Origin of the sequence: Galbibacter mesophilus (assembly GCF_023721415.1) — a bacterium.
Classification (GTDB): domain Bacteria; phylum Bacteroidota; class Bacteroidia; order Flavobacteriales; family Flavobacteriaceae; genus Galbibacter; species Galbibacter mesophilus.
In genome coordinates, this window is the sequence record NZ_JAMQVC010000001.1 from 1092034 (window position 1) to 1115525 (window position 23492).

Consider the following 23492-nt stretch of genomic DNA (forward strand, 5'->3'; position numbering starts at 1 on the left):
ACCATTGAAAAAAACATTTTTAATTTTATTTCATTTAGGTGGGTTTTGATTTCCATCTGAAAGTTTTAGATTATCGACTTCAAAAAATTAAAACATTACCATTAGGATTTAATCTTAACATTCCACTATTTTTATACTGAATTTTAAATTTTTACCATGGCATCAGGAATTTTAGCAATTCTAGACGATATAGCTACGTTAATGGATGACGTAGCCGCAATGAGCAAAGTTGCTGCCAAAAAAACGGCAGGTATATTAGGGGATGATTTGGCAGTAAATGCTGAAAAGGCTTCGGGCTTTGCTTCCGCAAGGGAAATACCGGTTTTATGGGCTATAAGTAAAGGGTCACTGCTCAATAAAGTTATAATTCTACCGGTTGCATTTCTTCTGAGTGCATTCCTTCCCGTTGCCATTACCGTGATACTTCTGCTGGGAGGAATTTATCTTGCTTTTGAGGGTGCCGAAAAAATCTATCATTATTTTGTGCCTCACCACGATTCTAAAGCTGAAAAAATAAAAGAAGTTCAAACAAAAGAAGAAATTCTAGCTATTGAAAAAGAACGTATAAAATCAGCCATCATTACCGACTTTATTCTTTCCGTAGAAATAGTAATTATTGCCCTTGGTACAGTAGTAGAAGAAAACATTTGGACACAAGTAATGGTTGTAACGGTTATTGCTTTAATTGCAACGGTTGGTGTGTATGGAATTGTGGCATTAATTGTTAGAATGGATGAAGCTGGATTAAAACTTATGGCGAAAAGTAAAAGTGAAACTAGTTTTTTGCATAAGTTGGGTGAATTCTTAGTGAATGCCTTACCAAAAGTCATTAAAGGACTTACCATCATTGGAACCATTGCGTTATTGTTGGTATCGGGTGGTATTTTTACACATAGCATTGATTATCTGCATCATATTTTTCCGTGGATGCCTGGTATGATTAAGGATTTTCTAGTTGGATTGATTGTAGGCTTTTTGGCATTACTGGTTTTCAGCGGATTTTCAAAAGTCTATAAAGCAATAAGAAAGTAATTGAAGCTTGAAGCTGGAATTAGTAGCCAGTGGTCAGTATTCAGTTGGCAGGAATTTTCGGTTGTCTGTGAAAAATGAGCACCGATTGACAGTCAACAAACAACGAAACTTTTGCCCACTTTGCCACTCATCATTTGAACAACTTTTCGACTCAACAACCAATCATTTGGGTTTAAAAACCCACCGTTTAGACCAAATAACATTCCTTTTAGGTCTTAAAACGTAGTTATTAGGTCAAATCGGGCAATTTTTAGGTCCTGAAGCTAAATTTTTAGGTCCCGAACCTAAAATTTTAGGTCTTGAGGCTAAAACTTTAGGTTCAAAGCCTAAAACTTTAGGTAAAACACCTAAAAGTTTAAAAGAACAACCTAAACGTTTAGTTTTGCTACCTAAAACTTTGGGTGTACCACCTAAAAATATCATCGTTTAACCTAAAAAGTGGGTCATTTAGGGTGAAAACTGTATTAAATAACTCAAATAGATGGGAGTTGGAAGACAGGAGACTGAAGACCGATGCTGGAAGTTTTTAATTTTGAAGCGGGTTTTTAGTTTAAAGTTTCTAGTTCTACCCGAGTAACGAACAACTTTGCCACTTTGCTACTTTGAACCTTTGTGACCTAATTGAATACTGAAAGCTATAATTAGTAGCCAGTGGTCAGTATCCAGTTGGCAGGAATTTTGAGTTGTCTGGAAAAACGAACAACTATCAACTATTAACGAGCAAATATTTCAAAAAAAAGCCTATTGCGTAAAGCTTAGAGCTTACTATAAAACAGCACCAAAAAAAACTTTTCCCCTCTGTCCCTTTACAACTTTGCAACCCGTGTAAATCCACAATCAAACAATTCACAATAACATTAGTGAATCAGTGGCAACATAACCCACTACAAAAAATTATCATTAAACTAAAACTGCCCACTTTTAAAGCCAAACCCTCTTTACAACTACATCCAAAAAAAGTATCTTTGCTAAAAATTTAAGTGATGAGTACAAAAGTGCGTGTGCGTTTTGCACCGAGTCCAACCGGACCGTTACATATTGGAGGGGTGAGAACCGCTTTGTTCAACTACTTATTTGCAAAAAAACACGGTGGTGATTTTCTGTTGAGAATTGAAGACACCGACCAAACCCGTTTTGTGGAAGGAGCAGAAAAGTATATAATTGACTCTTTAATTTGGCTGCAAATTCCTTACGATGAAGGGCCTGATTCCCCACGGGAAGTACAAGAAAAGTACGGCCCGTTCCGTCAAAGTGAGCGCAAATATTTGTATGAAGATTATGCTAAAACCCTTATTGAAAATGGGTGGGCTTATTATGCTTTCGATACTCCTGAAGAACTGGACGAGCACCGAAAAAATCATGAAGAAAAGGGTAAAACCTTTATTTATAATTGGCATAACCGATTAAAATTGAAGAACTCGCTTTCCCTTTCTCCGGAAGAAGTTCAAAAGAAATTGGACGATAATGAGGATTATGTCATCCGATTTAAATGTCCGCAAGATGAAAAATTACAGCTTAAGGATATAATTCGCGGGGATATTGAAATAGATTCTAATATTCTAGATGATAAAGTACTTTTTAAGAGTGACGGAATGCCCACATATCACTTGGCAAACATTGTGGATGATCATTTAATGGATATTACCCATGTAATTCGTGGGGAAGAGTGGTTGCCATCGTTAGCATTGCACGTTTTACTTTACAGAGCTTTCGATTGGAAAGCGCCGGAATTCGCTCACTTACCATTAATTTTAAAACCAACAGGAAAAGGAAAATTAAGTAAAAGGGATGGAGATAAATTAGGTTTTCCTGTTTTCCCGATGGAGTGGAAGGACCCTAAAACCGGAGATGTTTCACGTGGATACAGAGAAGATGGTTATTTTCATGATGCAGTGATTAATTTCTTGGCCTTTTTAGGTTGGAATCCGGGAACGGAGCAGGAAATTTTTAGTCTCGATGAATTAGTAAACGCTTTTGAGCTGGAAAAGGTTCATAAAGGAGGCGCACGTTTTGACCCAGATAAAACCAAATGGTATAATCATCAATATTTGCAGCAAAAGGATAATGAAATGTTAGCTTCAAAATTTGTTTCCATTCTTGGAGAGCAAGGCGTGAATACCAATTTGGAGTATGCTAGCCAAGTTGTCGGACTCATTAAAGAGCGAGCCGATTTTGTATCGGATTTTTGGGAATTGGCTAGTTTCTTCTTCGTTGCGCCAGATTCTTATGAAGAAAAAGCTGCCAAAAAGCAATGGAAAGAAAATACGAGCGAGTATATGAATCAAATCGCTGATGTAATTATAGGTATCGAGGATTTCTCTTCAGAAAATATAGAAACGGTTGTAAAGCAGTGGATTTCTGATAAAGAACTGGGCTTTGGAAAAGTAATGCCTCCATTGCGATTAGCACTTGTAGGAGAAATGAAAGGTCCGCACGTTTTTGATATTATTGCCATGATAGGAAAAGATGAAACTGTTTCCCGTTTGAAAAAAGCAGTCGAAACACTTGGATAAATAGTAAACAGGCGTTTACATCCTATATAAACCCCGAAGGTTTTCAAAACCTTTGGGGTTTATGCTTCTTTATATTAGTTGAAAAGTCAATTATTTTCTTCACAACCCATAATGGTATAGGGATAATTCGTAATTTACAGCATTAAACGTATTTAAATTAAAATGTTATGATTTTTCTTGCACCTATTATTTTCTTCGGAATTATTATCCTATTTACGGGATTTTTTATAGTGAAGCAGCAAACTGCCGTCGCCATCGAACGATTTGGTAAGTTTCATAGTATACGAAATTCCGGTCTGCACTTAAAGATTCCAATAGTAGACCGTATTGCTGGACGGTTAAGCCTTAAAATTCAGCAGTTGGATGTTATTGTAGAAACAAAAACGTTAGATGATGTTTTTGTAAAACTTAAAATATCAGTTCAATATGTAGTGATACGAACTAAGGTTTACGAAGCTTTTTATCAGTTGGAGTATCCACACGAACAAATTACGTCATACGTTTTTGATGTGGTGCGGGCAGAAGTTCCAAAAATGAAATTGGACGATGTCTTCGTTAAAAAAGATGATATTGCCATTGCGGTAAAGACAGAATTGCAGGATGCAATGTTAGATTACGGTTTTGACATCATTAAAACGCTTGTAACGGACATTGACCCCGACGCACAGGTGAAAGCAGCCATGAACCGAATTAACGCCTCAGAACGCGAGAAAATAGCTGCACAATTTGAAGGAGATGCCGCAAGAATACTTATTGTGGAAAAGGCTAAAGCTGAAGCGGAAAGCAAACGATTACAAGGACAAGGTATTGCCGACCAAAGAAGGGAAATTGCACGCGGACTGGAAGAATCAGTGGAAGTATTGAATAAGGTGGGTATCAATTCGCAAGAGGCTTCGGCGCTCATAGTGGTAACACAACATTACGATACGTTACAATCAATTGGAGAAGAAACCAATAGTAATCTAATCTTACTTCCTAACTCACCTCAAGCTGGAAGTGATATGCTGAACAATATGGTTGCTTCTTTTACTGCAAGTAATCAAATAGGGGAGGCCATGAAACGCAAACGCAAGGAAGATTCCGGCGAAGCTTAAAAGCTCACGAGTTCATAAAAAAATAAAAAGCGTTGCTGAAAATTACTTTCAGCAACGCTTTTCTTCTCCCGTCTTCGTTGGTATCAAACGGCATCTTAAGTCTGGGGAGATATCTTACTTAAAGAATTTTTGAAAAATTTTTAATGCTAAAGCTCTTCTAAGAATATAACTGGTAGTTCTACCCACCACATTCAAAAATCCAAGGTCCTCCTTCAAATCGTTGTAATTCAATTTAATTTCTTCTTTAGCAATGTCTTTCTGAAGCTTTAACACTTTCAGGTCTTTATCTATTTCTTCAAATGAAGTATATACTTTCATGTGCTAACGTTTGTTTTTTCAGAAGTAACACCTGTAAAACCTTCAACACTACTATAAATATAGGTGTAAAGGCAAATGTTTCTTCAGTTGGTTATTTTCGGATGGGTTATTAAATGTCGTCTTCGTCAAAAAAATCCTTGGAAGCTTTAATAAGCACCTTTCGTTCTATACGTTTTTTAAATCCGAAGTAAACTATAAAGCACACAAGGATATAAAATACGCCTAGTATTAAGAAGCCTAGTGCTAAATTGTCCAACCAAGCACCAATAAATAATGCCATGGCAAAGGTTAAAAGTAGCAGGGCTCCAAACAGAACAGCTCCAATGATTATAAACATAATCATTGAAGTGGTTCCTTTGGTCAATTTCTTAAAAGCACTCAGTCGATAATATTCAATATTTCTATCTATAAAATCTTTCGAACTTTTTTGTAGTTCGCTGGCGCTTTCCGAGATATTATCAAATGCCATATATTATTATTTAACTGCTTTAGCAACTTTGTTTTCTACATTGCTAACAGTTGTATTTTTTTGAAGCTTAGCATTTTTCGCTCTCAAGTCTTCAAGTTTGTCTTCTAAGGCTAACAAAATATCATCAGCTTTATAACTCATTGTCGAAAGTGTGTCCTCTAATTTAGATTCAAATTCAGCGCGAGCCTTATCAGCTTTCGTACCTAATTTAGAAGATGTTTTTTTCCATTGCTTCTCTAACTCCTTTTGAGTTTTCTTAGCGTTCTTCTGAATTTTCTTTCGAGTATTATCTCCTTTGTCTGGAGCGTATAAAATTCCAATTCCGGCACCGATAGCTGCTCCTGTTAATAATGCTAATAACGTATTTCCTGTGTTGCTTGACATAGTTTTATTTTTTTGAATTAATAATTTATTTATCAGTAGTACCTAAGGTACGCAAAATGAAGGAATTTTACGAATAAAACGCCGTAATTAGTTTATTATTAACAGATTGTGTTAAGGAAATAAAAAAGGGCATCTTGCTACGAGATGCCCCCTATAATAATATGGTGTAAAATATAAGTTATTTATCAATTTTCGCCCAACTGTCGCGCAATCCAACCGTTTTGTTGAAAACCATTTTTTCAGGTGTTGAATCTTTGTCAATATTAAAATACCCGATGCGTTGAAATTGAAAATGATCTCCAATTTTTGCATCTGCCACACTAGGCTCCACATACCCTTTGATTACATTTAGTGAATCAGGATTTAAGAACTCCAAGAAGTCTTTACCTTCTTGACGGTCTGGTTCTGGAACAGTAAATAAACGGTCGTATTCCCTAACTTCCACCTCTTTGGCGTGTTTAATGGATACCCAATGCAAAGTTCCTTTCACTTTTCGCTGACTTTCAGGGGTGCCGCTGCCACTTTTACTCAAAGGATCATAAGTACAATGTACTTCGATTACATTTCCTTCGTCGTCTTTTATGGCTTTTTCCGCTTTAATGATGTAGGCATTTTTCAAACGTACCTCACCACCTAATTTTAAACGGAAGAATTTTCTATTGGCTTCTTCCCTAAAATCCTCTTGCTCTATATAAAGTTCGCGTGAAAAAGGAACTTCTCTAAATGTAGGTACTTCTTCCTCTGGATTATTTTCCGCTTCTACATACTCTTCGGTATCTTCTGGGTAATTCGTGATAACCACCTTTAACGGATTCAAAACACCCATGATACGCGGCGCCTTTTTATTAAGATCTTCCCGCACATGAAATTCCAATAAAGAAACATCAATTAAATTGTCCCTTTTTGCAATACCAATAGTATGTGCAAAGTTTTTAATGGAATCCGGAGTATAGCCACGTCTTCGCAAACCGGAAATGGTTGGCATTCTTGGATCGTCCCATCCATTTACAACGCCCTCTTCTACCAAACGTAGCAATTTTCGCTTACTTACCACGGTATGACTCAAGTTTCTTCTGGCAAATTCGCGTTGTTTCGGTTGTACTTTTTTAGAATCGATAACTTGCTCTAAAAACCAATTGTATAATTCTCGGTGCATGGCAAATTCCAATGTACAGAAGGAATGCGAAACTTGCTCGATGTAATCGCTTTCACCGTGTGTCCAATCGTACATTGGGTAAATACACCAATCGGTATTTGTTCTGTGATGCGCTTTATGCAAAATTCGGTACATGATCGGATCTCTCATTAACATGTTAGAAGAAGCCATATCAATTTTGGCCCGTAATACATGAGCGCCGGAATCAAATTTTCCATCTTTCATTTGCTGAAAAAGCTCCAAATTCTCTTCAACGGAACGATTTCTATAAGGACTATCGGTTCCTGGCTTTGTAGGCGTTCCCTTTTGTTCTGCAATTGCTTCGGAAGGTTGACTATCCACATAGGCTTTTCGCTGTTTGATTAATTCAACCGCCCAGTCGTACAACTGTTGGAAATAATCGGAGGCATAACGCTCTTCATCCCATTCATAACCCAACCAAGCAACATCACGTTTAATAGCATCAACATATTCCTGCTCTTCTTTTGCAGGGTTGGTATCATCAAAACGTAAATTAACAGGCGCGTTGTATTTTTCACCTAAACCGAAGTTAAGACATATAGAACTGGCATGGCCAATATGCAGGTAACCATTGGGTTCTGGAGGAAAACGAAAACGTAAATTTTCTTTTGGAAAACCGGTTTTCAAATCGTCCTCAATGATATGCTCAATAAAATTTAATGATTTTGTTTCTTCTGCCATGTTTTTAAAAACTTAAAGTGGCAAAATTACGTAAATTTTGCAGTGTTTCGGGAATGATAGTCTGATTTATATTAGGAACATTACAACCTAAACCATTTAAAACGGCTTAGCGGTGAAACTAAATAGAAAATCGAGCTGAAACGGTGTTTAATTGTAACCGAAAATGGAAGTTATCAACAAAATTTTGCGTCATTTGAGTGACGCTACCAGAATTGATGGAATTTCCCTAAAACCCTAATTTTACAGACAAAACAGCAAATACCAATAAGTATATTAAGGTTTGTAATTGTGAATAACTTTATAAAAAACCTACTTGGCATATAAAAATCGGTGTTTCACCACAAAAGCTAAAATTTGTTTAAAAAAACTAATAACTTTGGTTTTCTATTTTAGAAAGTCGTTATTTTGTACGTACCCAAATTAAAACATGAACCAATGAATAGAACTTTACCCAAAAAATCTATTCGTCTTTGCCTGCTGTCGCTCTGTTTCAGTGCTGCAACAATGCAAGCTCAAGATTTGAAGAAACCCGTACTAGGGTTTTCAGATGCTTGTGCTTCCGAAGGCTACAATAGTTTTTCCGTACAATTTAAATGGGATCCCACGCCAATCGTGGAATCCGACAACCAATTTATTCTCGAACTTTCCGATGCGAACGGCAGTTTCTCTTCCCCAACTACATTGGCAACCATCGCCGATAAGAACACCACTTTCGACTTCCCGATTAATTTTAAAATGCCAAAAACTGTTCGTGGAGAAAATTACAAAGTTCGCGTAAGAAGTACCAATCCTGCTAAAACCGGTAAAGAAAGTAATCCATTTGGAGCTTACTACCTGAATGTTGCAGAGCCTTTGGTAGTAAACAATTTTGAAGAAGCTTCCGTTTGTGAAGCTACTACTGTTTTTCTAGAAGTTGATAATTATCCTAACGAAGAATCTTATAACTGGTACAAGGACATGGCGTTGATTCCAGGTGAAAACGGACCATCCATCGAAGTGTCCGAACCGGGAATTTATTTTGCTGAAATTGACTACGGAAGTTATTGTTCTACTTCCACCGCTTCAAATCTTGTAGAGGTTTATATAGAAAATTCAGTAGGCGTAGAACTAATCGGCGCTAAACAAGTGTCATTATGCGAAAGCCAAACCTATACACTTACCACCGATTTTGTTGACCCAACCGTTATTTATGCTTGGTATAAAGACGGCGAACTATTAACTAAGAACAACAGCAATACCCTAGAGGTAAAAGGAAGCGACCCTGGCTTTGCAGGTGATTATTACGTGCAAATTGAAAGACCTGGTGGTTGTAATGAAAAAACATCTACCGTTAGCATTCAAGCTGGAGGTTTTGATGTTGCCATAAATACTCCTAATGGTACGTTGGTATTACCCCAACAGTCCATTGCCATAGAAGTAACTACAAATGCTGAAGGTGCTAGCTATGCTTGGTACAGAAATGGAACCGAATTGGCTGGTGAAACTAACAGTGTTTTACAAGTAAATGTTCCTGGCGAGTATGCGGCCAAAGTAACTCAAATTGAAGGTTGCCAAGCCAGCAGAACTACAGAGTCGATTACCGTTACAGAACCTTCTGAATATATTGCTTCCATAAACGCAAGTAATTATTCGGCCTGTGAGAGCGCTTCTGCTACTCTTGCTTTAGATAAAATTGAAACAGAAGACAGTAATGGGAATCCTTACGAACTTCCTGAAAGCATGATGGCTACAGCATCATACCAATGGGTATATAACCAAAAGCCTTTAACTGGTGAAACCAATAGAACTATATCGGTTTCCAAAGCTTCGTTGAATGGAAAATATGCTTTGCAAGTTTCTTTGGAAGGTGGAAAGCAAATTACTTCCAATACTTTTGAAGTGAAATTGGGAATATCCGAAAATCCTCAAATTTCTGGGAATGGTTCGGTGACTTGTGATAATGGAAATTCTATAGAAATAGTATCCACTGTTAAAAAACCGGAGTACACCTACACTTGGTATCGCAATGGCGTAGCTTTAACAGACAAGGGTACTTCATTTACAACAAACCTTTCCGGGAAGTATCAATTGAAGATTGAAGCTTACGGTTGTTCTGCCATGTCTAATGAGTTTATTATTGAAGAATTCAATCCTTCCGTAGTAAGCTTGAATGTTTCAGAAATGGTAACAATACCAGAAGGGGATAGCAAAGTAGTTACCGCTTCAGGTGCGGATAGCTACCAGTGGTTCAATACAAAGAATGAATTAATGAGCAGCGATGCCACGGTTACCTTATCCGAAGAAGGTGAATATATGTTGTTAGCTTCTGTAGGCGACTGTCAAGTAACCAAAAAGGTGCAAGTTACCCACGCTGTTAGCTTTGTAGTGCCTAATATCGTAACGCCTAATGGAGATGGTTATAACGATTTATGGGTTATACCGAAATCGTATGCCTACCAGAAAGACATTACCGTGAATATTTATGAGCAATCTGGAGCGACTGTATTTACTGCTACTGGATACCAAAATAACTGGCCAGAGTCTTCCAGCATTACTCACACAGGTGGAAGACCTCCAATTTACTATTATCAAATAACCAAAGGAAAAGAAACCCTAAAACAAGGAACAATAACCGTAATTAAGTAATGAGAATTTACCCCGGAACCTTACTGCTACTTATGTTTTTATGGAGCACCTGTTTTTTTGCACAGGATGATGCTCCTGTGGCAGCTATTGACATTCCGGCGCAAAATCAACTTAAATTTGATCGGTTCTTAATCAACCCAACTTTTTCTACTGTAAATGAAGATTTCTCTTACCTAAACCTTTATCATAGAAATCAATGGGTAAGTTTCGAGGATAATTATCAAACCTATTTGGGAAGTTATTCCGGTAGAATTAGTGATCGTTCTGGAGTAGGGGTAAGTGTTTACCACCAGCGCTTTGGAACTATTTCCAACTTTGGTGCTATAGCGAATTATGCATACGGAATTCGTCTTTCAGAAATAAGTAATCTAACATTTGGTTTCAATTTATCGTATTACAACAGTGGTGTAGACCAAAGTAATATCATTACGCCAGATCCGGATGATCCTACCATTGCCAATTTGGAAGATGGTAATCTGATTTCTTTTCAACCAGGATTAAACCTTTCCATTGGGAAGTTTGATGTTGGGGTATATGCCGAAAATGCTTTTGATTACAACATTGATGAAGGAGAGCAATTAACTGAATTCGACGAGAAAACCTTCACGGGTCACTTAATGTATACCACTCGGTTTAAAAACGGACAAGGAATTATGGAGGATGCTAAATTAGCTGCACTTTCCAGAGCTCGCTTTGTACCAGACCGAGATGTTAACCTTTCCGGAAGTTTAATTCTCGACTTGCCTAAACTTGGTTGGGTACAAGCAGGATACGACGATTATTACGGGGTGGCCGCTGGCGTTGGTTTCAATTTTACAAAACGTCTGTCTTTAGGATACACAATTGAAAAAGGAGTTAGCGGTCAAGTCGCTAACTTTGGCGTTACTCACGAAATCAATTTTGCCTACGCTTTCCAACCTACCCTTAGTGAAAACAGAGTATTTGAAGATTTAGAAGAGGATGAAAATCTCTTGGTTTTGGAGGAAGAAGAACTTTTAGCTGAAGAAGAGGCAATAGATACCATAACAGACAAAAAAGCAGAGATTAAGCGGTTACGTTCTTTGGTTGCTGAAAACAATATGATAATTGATGAAATGATGTTTAAGCAGGATTCCATGGAAGAGGCCCGCAAAAACGATATCAACAAGCGTTTTGCTTACATCATAAAATACGTAAACGATAACAAAGGGAAAGGTAACGAGGCGGAGGTTAAAAAGCGTGCCGTTGCCATGATGAAAGAAATTGATGAAGACGCTTACAATGAGGCGCAACAAAAATACGAGAGGGATTATAACAACATAGGTGCTTCCAACGAAAAACGTGCGTATGTTGCGAACAATCCAAAGCCGACAAAAAATAAAAATAGCATTGCACAGAATAGCAATGAGGTTTCCCCAAAACCGAGCGTGGGCAATAAAGACGTAAGTTCCCAAAACAGAATAGCTGCATCAGCAACAACAAACCTAGCAAATGTAGACTCGGGAGCTTACGTTATTGCCAACGTGTACCAAGATGAAACGTACATGCACAAATTTATAGACGACCTTGAAAGCAAAGGTATCGAAGCAGGTTACTTCGAGAAAAACGGACTTAAGTATGTGTATATAGACAAATACAATTCTGCTGCAGAAGCAAGCCTAGCCGGTAAATCCAATTTCAATGGAAAGTACAATGGAGAGGTTTGGGTAATGAATGTTAAGAATACAACAGATGCCGCTTTAAAAGAAGGAGCATATGCAAGCAATCAGAAAAGCATAAGAACTTCCAAGGAGAAAAGAAATATCCACCCAGATATTAATACCGATAGCGAACTTTTAAGCAATGGCTTAAGTTATTGTACCAATCGGTATGTAAATAGTATTTTAAATTCCGATAAACTGGATTACGATGAAGCTATAACACAAAATGTTCCTCAACCAGAAAAAGGATATTATTTAATTGCGAATGTGTTTGCAAAAGATGATAACGCTTATCGGTATGTAAAAAAATTAAAAGATGAAGGTTTTGATGCTGACATCTATATTAACCCCAAAAACAATTACAAATATGTGTACCTAAGTAAGTATGAAAGTTGGAACAAAGCGATGGTATCTTACCGAAGCAGCATTAACTACAAAAATGATATTTGGATAATGCCGTTGAAACACACTTAGCACACATATTAAAACATAGCAAACAAAATTGAATAGTAACAAGTCCCCAAAGCTTAACACTATGAAGAAAAACTACTTTACATTAAAATCATTCATCCTATTTGCGTGCATATTCTTTGCAGGCATTTCTGCGTTATCGGCGCAATTAGCGGTGCCTTTCTCTCCACGATTACCAGATGGTAGTATTCGAATAAAAGGGGATATTGTTCTCGTTGGAAATAACATATTAAACCGAGCGCAACAAAACGACACAACTCAAGCAAATACTCCATACAATGGTAATGATAACAACAATAACCTTTGGATGGAATATATTGATATTGATAATGATCCATCTACCTTTAGTTCTAGTAGCGCTGATTTGGAATTTCCACGTACGTGTGCCAAAATTGCCTATGCTGGGTTATATTGGGCATCTACCTATCCTAATGAAAGAAGTACAAATAAGGATGCTGCATTTGATGGAACACCGAGATACAGCTCTTGGAATCAAATAAAATTTAAATTGCCTGGTGGAAACTATATAGACATAGTTGCGGATAACAATCCGGATCCAGAAGGAGAAGAAGACGATATTATTTTTGATGGTTATGATTATGACAACATTAATAATTCCTTTAAGGATTCTCCGGCAATTTGTTACAGAGATGTAACAGCTTTACTACAAACTTTACCTAATGCTCAAGGGACTTACACGGTTGCAAATATTAACGCTACAAGGGGAAGAAGAGTAGGGTCTAGTTCGGCGGGATGGATGCTAGTTATCATTTATGAAGATCCCTTAGAGCCAGGACGCTTTATTTCTACTTTTGATGGGTATGCTGGGGTACAGGGTAGTAATACTGCCGAAATTCCAGTACAAGGTTTTAGAACATTACCTCCTGGTTTTCCTGTTAATGCTAAATTAGGTGTAGGTGCTTTAGAAGGAGATGTAGGTATTAAGGGAGACCGACTTCAAATTAGATCGGATATTGCAGAAGCTAATGGAGATGGGTTCACAAATGTTACCAATGCTTTGAATCCAGCGGATAACTTTTTTAATGCAACCATTACCAATGAAGGGCAACAGGTTTTAAACAGAAACCCGAATGGTACCAACACTTTGGGAGTGGATATTGATTTGGTTGACCTTAAGAATACAAATAACAAAATACTTCCAAATGATGAAACTGGGGCAACACTAAAACTTACCACCAGTGGAGATGGATATGGAGCTTTCTTTTCTTCTTTTTCCGTAGAGATTATTGAACCAATTATTCAAATTGCAAAGCAAGTAAAAGATGCTTCCAATGCAGTAGATATAGAAGGGGATCAAGTGGAGCTTGGTCAAACTATTAATTATATTTTGGAGTTTGATAACGTAGGTAATGACGATGGAACGCAATTTACCATTAGGGATATTCTACCTATTAATGTTGATTTAGATGATGTTTATTTCGACCCGAATCTCAATGGAGAAGTTACCTACACTCATGATCCAGCAACCAATGAAATTATATTCACTGTTCCCGATAAGTATGTAGAATTGGCAAGGGACAGCTATTGGATACGTATTGAAGTAACCGTACAACCTGATTGTGAAAAATTAAGGGATGCCTGTTCAGGAATCATACAGAATTTGGCATATGCAACATACCGAGGTGTTCTTAATGACACTGAAATTTCAGATGATCCAAGTTTTTATGGGTTTGATAACTGTAATTTCGGATTACCTGGATCTACTAACTTTTTACCCAATTTGGATAGTTGTGGGGAATTTGAAAGAGTTCAGGAATTATGTGATGATACTGCTACGTTAACGGCTGGTTCAGGTTTCGACAGGTATCAGTGGTTCAAGGAGGATGCCGATGGAGAATTTATTAAACTAGATGGAGAAACTGGCCAAAGTTATGATGCAAACGATTTTGGTACTTATAAAGTAATTAAACAATCTGATAAAGTTATTGTAGATCAGTTTGATCAAACGAGAAGCTTTGAATGTAAAGATTATGTTGAGATAATTACTTTACGTCAAAGAAATACAGACCCTGAGAACCCCTTTATTTCGCAAGCTGATAAAAAGACCACCATCTGCCCTAATGATGGTTCAGTTCTTCCAGAGTTCTTCCTTTGTGGTGCAAATGATGTAAGAAATTTAACGGTTAATTACAGTGGCATAAAATCTTTAGTGTGGGAAAAACTTGATGAAGGATGTGCAGACGAAGCCATTGAAAGTTGTCCAACAAGAAGTAATAGTTGTACATGGAAACAAGTTGGAACCGGTAGTGCGTATAAGCTAGATGATAAAGGAGAGTATCGTTTGGTAGTAACCTATGAAGAAGGATGTTTTAATAGATTTCATTTTAAATCCTATCAAAACTCTGTATCTCCTGTCGCAGATGGCGAAGATATTTATTGTGAAACCCCAGGAAAAATAACTGTTTCGGGAGTAGGTTCTGCATATGAATTTGCTATAACGAATGACCCAGAAAATTTTGACAGAAGTTCTGCTAGCTGGACGGACAATAATGTTTTCGACAATATTACTACACCGGGAACTTATACGGTGTTTATTCAGCAAAAAAACATTTCCACAAATCCTCAGGACAGAAATCCTTGTTTATTTAAAACAGAAACGGTTCAAATTCAAGACCGTGAAATGGAATTGGTAGCTACTGAAATTAACAACCCTCGCTGTTTTGATGATAAGGGTTCTATAAGTGTTTCTGCTAATAATGTTAGACCAGAATATACCTTCAACATTTATAGGGAAAACGATTTTACAAATAGAGTTAAATCGGAAATTAACACGAACGATAATTTTACAACGTTCACAGAATTAAACCCTGGAAAATATTCTATTACTGTTAGTTCTCAAGACCAATGTAAAGACACTATTAATGTTGAGCTAATTCGTCCCGAAAAACTAACCCTTAATGCAGAAGTTAAAAAAGATATAGCCTGTGACGATGGAATTATTGAACTAAATGCCGAAGGAGGTACACCAGATTATGATACATTTGCTGTATGGAAGTATACTGATGCATCAGGAGTCGTACAAGTATCTTATGATATAAACGATCCTGTGGGAAGTTTACCTGAATCTGAATACAGGGACTTTGAGGACTCTGAACAAAATCCGATTTCTATCAGTCCAGGAGAAGAAGGAACATATGAGTTTATAGTTTTCGATAAAAATAACTGCTTTGCGATTTCTCCTGCCGTTACCATAACCAACAATCCACCGGTTGATTGGACATTATCTGCGGATGACTTAAAATGTTTCCAATCTAATGATGGAGTAATAAAAGTAAACCATGGCGCACTAAATGGTTACGCATTAACATATGAACTTAAAAAACCAGATGGTACAATTGTAAATGATGGAGACGGGGAGTTCACCAGTCTTCCTGCTGGAAGAAATTATGTAGTAACCGTTACACAGAATTTTGGAACAGAACAAGTTTGCGCAACAACAGATACCATTAGCCTTGCTGAACCAGATAGGTTAACGGCTTCAGCAGGTGTTTCTAAATTGCCTGGTTGTGATAGCTCGAACAACAAATTAGCTGAGGTAAGAATTACGAATCCACTTGGTGGAACACCTCCGTACGAGTATAGTTTTAGAGGCGGGGAATCGGGATCATATAGTTCTTCTTCAACTGCTTTTTTAGAAGCTAACACGCATACATTATATATTAAAGATGCAGAAGGGTGTACTTACCAAATGGAAGTTACCATTCCTCCTTTACCAGAGGAACCAACTACCGAAGATTTAACCTATTCATACAATTGTGACGGTACTGGTAATATTCAATTGATTCCGAGTATTCCAGAATACAATTATTCCTATGAAATAAATGGTGCGAGTTATTCAGGAGATACCCTCACAGTAGATGGATTATCGAATGGGTCTTATAAATTGGTTATAAATTATAACAATCCAAATTACGTTACCTATTCCAATTTATTAAAAGAAGATTTTGGTCGTGGAGCAAATACTACGAGTCCGTACATAGATCCAGTATATTGTTATGAGTCTCAGTACAGTGGAGATTCAAGCACTTGCGATCCTAACGGCGAGTTCAATACTGATATTAACGATGGGGAATATTCCGTTACTTCAGAAATTACTACGAGTGTTGCTAATTTCTCGGGGTGGATTTCACCAAATGACCATACAGACCCTTCAGATGTTAACGGCCGATACATGGCCATTAATATTGGGGGAGTAGCTGGAATTAACGGTGTTATCTTTAAAAAGAAAGTATTCGATGTTGTTCCAAATCAGGATATTAGTATTGAATTGGAGGCCTTCAACTTAATTAAAGAAGGAACGGTAAATAGGGACGATCCATTTTTGGTAATTCAATTGGTAGGAAACGATGGTAGTGTAATTACCCAAACCAGTACCGATAGAATACCACGACACATAGATGCAAATAGTTGGCACAACTATGCAGTAGAATTGAACCCAGGTGCCAATACTGAATTAGATATTGTAATCCGCACCCAAAACGATGAGGTAAGCGGTAACGATATTGCTATTGACGATATTTTGGCATACCAAATTCCTCAAATCTGCGACCTTACCAAAGAAATAGACATTGTTATTAATGGGGAAGCTTTTTCTGCTGAAAGAACCGCAACGGGTACGGTTTCTTGTAATGGCGAAGACGATGGCAGCATTACATTTAGAGCTGAAAACTTTGATACTGCGCAAGGGTATCAATATTCCATAGACAACAAAGTTAATTGGTCTGTAGTCCAAACTACTCCAACCGTAACTATTCCAGACTTAGCAGCTGGGACTTACACCGTTTGGGTACGGGACGTACGAGACCAAAACGATCCATCCGCTTGTGAAGTTAGTTTCACTGCGGAAGTTACCGAGCCTGAAGCAGTTACAGTTAAAGCTAAAATAACAACGCCATTTTCTTGTAACAATATGGGAGCAACTATTGTAGCTGAGATAGCCCAAGGAGGAACATCTCCTTACGATTATCAGTTAGAAGACGAAGTGGGTAATGTAATTGCACCTTACGATTTTGATGCCAACGGAGCAAATCGAACATTTAAAAACCTGCCAGCTGGAAAATATGTTGTTGCCGTAAGGGATGACAAAGATTGTTCGCAAGCAAAATCGACGGTAATGGATGTGGTAGAGCCTAAAAATGTTACTTTCACAGCCTTACCTACCGATTGTTACAGTGGAAACAATGATGGGCAAATTGAAATTACCGCAACGGATGGAAATGGAGGCTACCAATTCCAAATAGATGGCGGTACTTGGCAAACTCCAAATCCAGCAAGTAACACTTTTACTTTTGATGGACTATCGGCTGGGACTTATAGCATCAACGTAAAAGATAAGTTGGGTTGTTCCGGAATGGCTATTTCGGTTACGATTGGTGGAAAGATTAATCCATCTGCTAAATTAGATACTGATTTAACTTGCTTGGTAGATGCCCAAATAACCGTTTCTGCCACGGGAGGGGATGGAACTTACACCTACGCTTCAGGTACTTCAGATGCAGGACCTTTTACAGCAATGGCAAGCAATGTTTTTTCAACAGATACTGCTGGCACTTATTATTTTGAAGTCACAGACGGAAAAGGTTGTAAAGATGTCACTAAAGCTATTACAGTAAATCCAGCAGATAATCCAGTGATAACGAGTGTAACTCCTACTGATATTTTATGTAATGGAAGCGAAACAGGTGAACTAGATATATTAATTGATGAAACAGTTGGTTTAGCACCTTTTACCATAGAGATTTTTAATAATGATGGAACAGATAATCCTGGATCAATTTCTTACGGAAAGCAAACCACTAATTTACCTGCTGGAGACTACGTTGTAGTAGTTACCGATGGTAAAGGTTGTGAGTCCGATCCTTATCCGGTGACTATCAATGAGCTTCCGGCAATTAATCCTAACGCTGTTAAAACAGATATAACATGTTCTGGAGATCCAATGATAGGAACGGTACTTGGAACAATTACTATAGATGCAACAGGAGGAACAGCACCTTATCAATATTTTATAAAGAAAACAGATAATACTTTTTCAGATAGCTATAATGCAAGTGGACCTTCCTATTCTCATCCATTCACCGATTTGAAGTTTGGAGATTACGAAATTAGAGTGGTAGATTCAGAGGGATGTGATAAAATTGAAAAAATTACGATTGCAAATCCACCAAACCTTATTTTATCTGCTTCAAGTATTGCTGGATGTTTACCGGGATCAGGACAATTAACCGTTGAAGCTAATACCACCAGTGGAGATTTAACCACAGGAAATTTCTATTTTGCAATATACACATCAACCTTGGCTCCTTTCGATCCTTCAGACCCAGATTGGCATGCTGCCACAGGAGATCCTAAAAGCCTAGGATTTAATACAGAATATACTTTTACAAATTTAGATCCAGGTGTAAAATACACGATTGTAGTTCATGACGCCGCTACTGGTTGTGAGTTTGTAGATGACGATATTGTGGTAGTGGATTCCGAATCAGACTTAATGGCAACATTAGACGCTGAGTCAGATGTTACTTGTTTTGGAAGTAATGATGGAACGGTTACTTTTACAATAGATCCAGCGAGCACTGATGCTACATCTGTTAATTACGAAATTTATAACAATAGCGAGTTTACAGGAATAGGCATTACCGGAACGGCAACTCCTGGAACAGTGGAAACGGCTACTGGAATTGCCCCTGGTCAATACTATATTTATTTTGAAGAAGTAGATGGTACTCATGTTGGTTGTAGGCAGGCATCAGATATTTTCTTAATTGAGGAAGCGCCTCAACTATTGGAATTAAAAGACCCTGTTGCAACAAATGATGACACTTGTAACGAGGATGGTACAGTAACGACTACTGCAAGATATGGAGCAGGTGGTTATTTATACCAAATTGAGAGTCAAGATGTTTCTACACCTGTTATACCAGATGCAACTACTTGGACGGGTACAAACACGTCGGGGTATTTCTCTAATCTTTCTGACGGTGATTACATTGTTTACGTTAAAGACATTAATAATTGTATTGTTTCAAAACCAATCACCGTCGGTCTTGACCCAGCACCAGTAATTACTGCAGCGATTGACGACAATTGTGCGGCAGAAGGCGAGTTTAGTGTAACGGTTACGCTTTCATCTCCTGGGATTCCGCCATATAGTATTAGTGTAGATGGTGGAGCTTATCAGAACATTGCTTTTGATAGTACAACTAATGAATATCAAATAACAGGATTAAGTTCTGGATCGCACGACATAGTTGTGCAGGATCGGAACGGTTGTCCTTCCGGAACGGTAAATATTGATATTTATCCTCCTTTAGAATTCAACGCTCAAATCACCAAATTACTCGATTGCCAGCCAGGAACCGCTGCAAACGCAGAAATTACCATTAAAAATTTGACAGGTTCTGGTAATTATGAATACGAAATTGACGGACCCGGCACTGTAGATCAAACTAGAACAGGACTTACTTTAACAGCTGGCGAGTTTGTTTGGACGGGTGCTAGTATTGATGGACCTTATGTAATCACTATTTATGACATGGGTACGCCAGACGAATGTTCTAGACAAATTACTAGAACTGTATCTCAAGCTATTGAGCCAACCCTAACTATCGACGATTTTGAGGATGTAAGTTGTTACAACGCTGCAAATGGAACTATTACCGTTTCTGCGGAAGACAACGGTTACGGTCCGTTTACATTCGAAATCACAAGTGCTACAGATGCTAGTGTAACTACCCCTATTTTACCAATTGTGGAAGATGGTTACACTGCAACTTTTGAAAACTTAGCAGGCTCTGTAGCAGGAATCGATTATACCATAACAGTTACTTCTACTTCCAATAATTGTGAAGATGATATAGTTCAAAGAATTATACAACCAGAGGAAATTACTGGTTTGGATGCGACAGTTACTGAATTTGCTTGTGCTGCTGGCACCAATTCCAGCCAAGTGGCTCGTGTTGATATCACGGGAACCGTAATTGGGGGTACAGTGGCTATAGCAGGGGATTATGTCTATGAATTTATCTACACGAATGGAAACCCTTCAGAAGATTATACCCAACGTTCAACAAGTACGGAATTCTTGGTTTCAAATCCAATTGGAGGAACGGTTACCATAAATGTTTATGATGACAATGGTTGTACGCCTGCCAGTATTACGAGAACCATCGAACCTTATGTTGGGTTGGAAGAGTTAAATACTTCGGTTATTCAACCTACTTGTAATGGTGCCGATGGTGAAATTACAGTGAACGCTACATTGGAGTCTCCAATTGGGGCAGCCACGTTTACCTATGTACTTCAAAAACCAGATGGTACTACAGAAACATCAGGATCGATTAATGCTGATACCTACACGTTCTCAGGATTAGATGTTGGAAGCTATGTGATTACAGTTACCAATGATGCTACGAATTGTGAGCTAAAAACTTCTGCAGTACTTAACAATCCAAATACTTTCAAATTGGAGATTATTAAAGTACAAGATGTGGTTTGCCACGGAACGGATACCGGAATTATAGATGTAAACCTAGTAGATGATGTATATACTGGTCCGTTTACTTGGACTATTTATAGAGCTTCGGATGATAGTTTGGTAAAAACAGGAAATAATACCGACAATACTGGAATAAATTTGTTTGCTGGTGCGTATTATGTTGAAATTACTCAAACGGACACACCTTTCTGTACCAATAGAGGATTTTTCACGATTACGCAACCTCAAAATCCATTAGTGATAGATGCAGAAGTCTCCAAATTCATTTCTTGTACGGAATTGGGAGAAGTTACGGTGAGCGCCACAGGTGGTTACGGTTTCTATGAATTCGCTATGGTTCCGCAGGGACAAACACCAACGGATGCGCAGTATAGTGCTTCAAATACGGTATTTACAGACGTTTCAGCAGGAAGTTACGATGTTTATGTGCGTGATGAAGAAGGTTGTGACGAGATTTTTGAAACAGTTACACTTCAGCAACCAAATGATATAACTGCTTCAGCAATACAAGGAGATGTAATTTTATGTGAAGGTGATCCAACGGCTAGTATTTCAGTAGTAAACGTTACGGGAGGTAGACCAGAAATAGATCCTTCCTTAGATTACTTGTATATTTTAAACAGATTGGATAGTAATGGAGTGATTGTCTCCAGTGCTGCTCCACAAACTACGGCGGTATTTACTAATCTTGCAGCTGGTCAGTACAGCGTAACCGTAACTGATAACTACGGTTGTAGTAGTGATACCAATCCAATAACAATTGGAGAACCCGATGAGGTCGTGGCTACGTTAAGTGTAGTTAAAAACAACACTTGCGCTACTGGAGCACAAATAGAGTTAATTGCTAGCGGAGGTACAGAAACCGATTATGAGTACAGTACATCTCTCAGTGGTCCATGGACTCCTTTCGGAACCAATACCAACGATAATACAGTTACTATTGATGTTCCTGGCCCAGTGACTTCAGAAAGCACCTTCCAGTACTTTGTAAGGGATGCCAACTTGTGTGTATCCAAAGTTTCCAATTCAGTAACTATTCAACCGGTTCGTCCATTGGTAATAAGTCCGGATGTAGTTACTGATGTGAGCTGTTATGAAGATGCTACTGGGTACATTAATGTAGATGTGACAGGTGGATTAGGAGACTATTTGTATTCTTTATATGATGTTTCAGGAACAAATGAAATTCGTCCGCAGCAAACAGACAACACTTTTAACAGATTACCTGCCGGAGTGTATTTTGTTCAAGTAGACAGTAAAGATTGTTCGGAACAACTTCGTGTTGAAATCCTAGAAGGAATGGAATTAACCTCTAAAGAGCCGGTTATTTATAATCCTATGTGCTCTGAGGATTTGGGTAGAATAGAATTGGAACTTCAAGGAGGTACAGGGGAATATCAATATGCGATTTCACCAAACTTAGATCAGTTCCAAAGCAAAAATGTATTTGAAGATCTAGAGCCTGGGAAATACACTATTATCGCTCAAGATTCCAAAGGTTGTAACCCATTTGTTTACGAAAAAGATATTGTAGCTCCTAGTCCGCTTGCTGCAAAAGCCAGCGTAATGTCTCAGGAATATTGCGTGGGTGATAACACCGGTAGCTTTGAAGTTAACATAGCGGGAGGAACGGCTCCATATTCCACAGCTTTAAACACGCAAAACGATGCGGCTTTTGTGGAAGGAAGAACAACTTTCGATAATCTTAAAGGTGGTCAAACCTACGTTGTTTTTATTAAAGATGCCAACGGTTGTACTTCCAACGTAATTGTAACATTAGATGCGCCAGTAGATCTTGCTCCAAGAGCAGAAATAAACATGCTTTGTATTGATAACAGCGCAGCTAATGAAGTTGAAATAATGTTGGCTCAAGATTTAGATGATGTTATCTATTCTATAGACGGTGGTCCAGATCAATTTGAGAACAGATTTACCAACTTAGCTCCTGGAGACCATACGGTTACGGTTTCTTACTTCGGATGTCAAAGAACGGTGGACTTCACAATTGATGCGATTGATCCATTAAACTTGGCGGTAGGCCAGAGTAATATCAATCAATTTACCATGGAGCCAACAGGAGGTGTGCCACCTTATCAATATTATGTAAATGATGAATCCCAAGGAAGCAATCCAACATACATCATTAGACGTAGCGGAATCTACGAAGTAAAGGTGATTGATGCGAATGGTTGTGAAGTGATAGCTCAAATAGAAATGGAATTTATTGATATCAATATCCCGAATGTATTTACACCGGATGGCGATAACAATAACGATACTTGGACACCAAAGAACACCTTGCATTTCCCAAATATTCTTACCAAAGTGTATGATCGCTACGGAAGACAGGTTGCAGAATTGAGAATTGGTGAAGAGTGGGATGGTCGCTACAATGGCGAGCAATTACCAACAGGAGATTACTGGTATGTGGTGAAATTGAATGGAGAAGAAGACGATAGGGAATTTGTTGGTCATTTTACCTTGTATCGTTAAGAATATTTGTGCCCCAAATTAGAAATGAGAACGAATTT

Annotated in this window: 11 protein-coding genes; 6 read left to right on the plus strand and 5 right to left on the minus strand. The window is 38.0% G+C overall.

From position 1 onward, the window contains the following. Positions 1–156 precede the first annotated feature (156 nt). Positions 157–1032 carry a DUF808 domain-containing protein gene (locus NDQ75_RS04755; RefSeq protein WP_202028254.1) on the plus strand — a complete coding sequence of 292 codons (876 nt, stop codon included), beginning with the start codon at positions 157–159 and terminating at the stop codon, positions 1030–1032. A 234-nt stretch (positions 1033–1266) separates the two neighbouring features. Here the strand turns inward: NDQ75_RS04755 and NDQ75_RS04760 are convergent, their stop codons facing one another. Beyond that, on the minus strand, positions 1267–1455 hold the full coding sequence (locus NDQ75_RS04760; protein WP_202028255.1) for a hypothetical protein: 189 nt from the start codon (positions 1453–1455) through the stop codon (positions 1267–1269). A gap of 560 nt (positions 1456–2015) precedes the next feature. On the opposite strand from NDQ75_RS04760, the gene gltX reads away from it, so the two are divergent. Further along, the gene (gene gltX / locus NDQ75_RS04765) at positions 2016–3545 is read left to right on the plus strand and encodes a glutamate--tRNA ligase (protein ID WP_202028256.1); all 1530 of its coding nucleotides are present in this window, start codon (positions 2016–2018) and stop codon (positions 3543–3545) included. 167 nt (positions 3546–3712) lie between these two features. Then, complete coding sequence (locus NDQ75_RS04770) at positions 3713–4639, plus strand: SPFH domain-containing protein (RefSeq protein ID WP_202028257.1); 927 nt, start codon at positions 3713–3715, stop codon at positions 4637–4639. Between the two features lie 114 nt (positions 4640–4753). Here the strand turns inward: NDQ75_RS04770 and NDQ75_RS04775 are convergent, their stop codons facing one another. From NDQ75_RS04775 to NDQ75_RS04790, 4 genes are all read right to left on the minus strand, one after another. Then, a complete protein-coding gene (locus tag NDQ75_RS04775) occupies positions 4754–4957 on the minus strand; it encodes a DUF6327 family protein (protein ID WP_202028258.1) in 204 nt (67 codons plus the stop codon). A 109-nt stretch (positions 4958–5066) separates the two neighbouring features. After that, positions 5067–5426 (minus strand): phage holin family protein, encoded by a 360-nt coding sequence (locus NDQ75_RS04780; RefSeq protein WP_202028259.1) that lies wholly within the window; start codon positions 5424–5426, stop codon positions 5067–5069. 6 nt (positions 5427–5432) lie between these two features. Beyond that, a complete protein-coding gene (locus NDQ75_RS04785; RefSeq protein WP_202028260.1) occupies positions 5433–5810 on the minus strand; it encodes a YtxH domain-containing protein in 378 nt (125 codons plus the stop codon). Between the two features lie 178 nt (positions 5811–5988). Next, positions 5989–7668 (minus strand): glutamine--tRNA ligase/YqeY domain fusion protein, encoded by a 1680-nt coding sequence (locus tag NDQ75_RS04790; protein ID WP_202028261.1) that lies wholly within the window; start codon positions 7666–7668, stop codon positions 5989–5991. A gap of 435 nt (positions 7669–8103) precedes the next feature. On the opposite strand from NDQ75_RS04790, the gene NDQ75_RS04795 reads away from it, so the two are divergent. The 3 genes from NDQ75_RS04795 to NDQ75_RS04805 all read left to right on the plus strand — a co-directional run bounded on the left by NDQ75_RS04795 (position 8104) and on the right by NDQ75_RS04805 (position 23454). After that, entirely contained in the window at positions 8104–10293 is a 2190-nt protein-coding gene (locus NDQ75_RS04795; RefSeq protein ID WP_202028262.1) for a T9SS type B sorting domain-containing protein, read from the plus strand. Further along, complete coding sequence (locus NDQ75_RS04800; protein WP_202028263.1) at positions 10293–12446, plus strand: PorP/SprF family type IX secretion system membrane protein; 2154 nt, start codon at positions 10293–10295, stop codon at positions 12444–12446. The genes NDQ75_RS04795 and NDQ75_RS04800 overlap by 1 nt, the downstream gene beginning before the upstream one ends. 61 nt (positions 12447–12507) lie before the next feature. Beyond that, positions 12508–23454, plus strand: a complete 10947-nt coding sequence (locus NDQ75_RS04805; RefSeq protein WP_202028264.1) for a T9SS type B sorting domain-containing protein — start codon at positions 12508–12510, stop codon at positions 23452–23454. Positions 23455–23492: the final 38 nt, after the last annotated feature.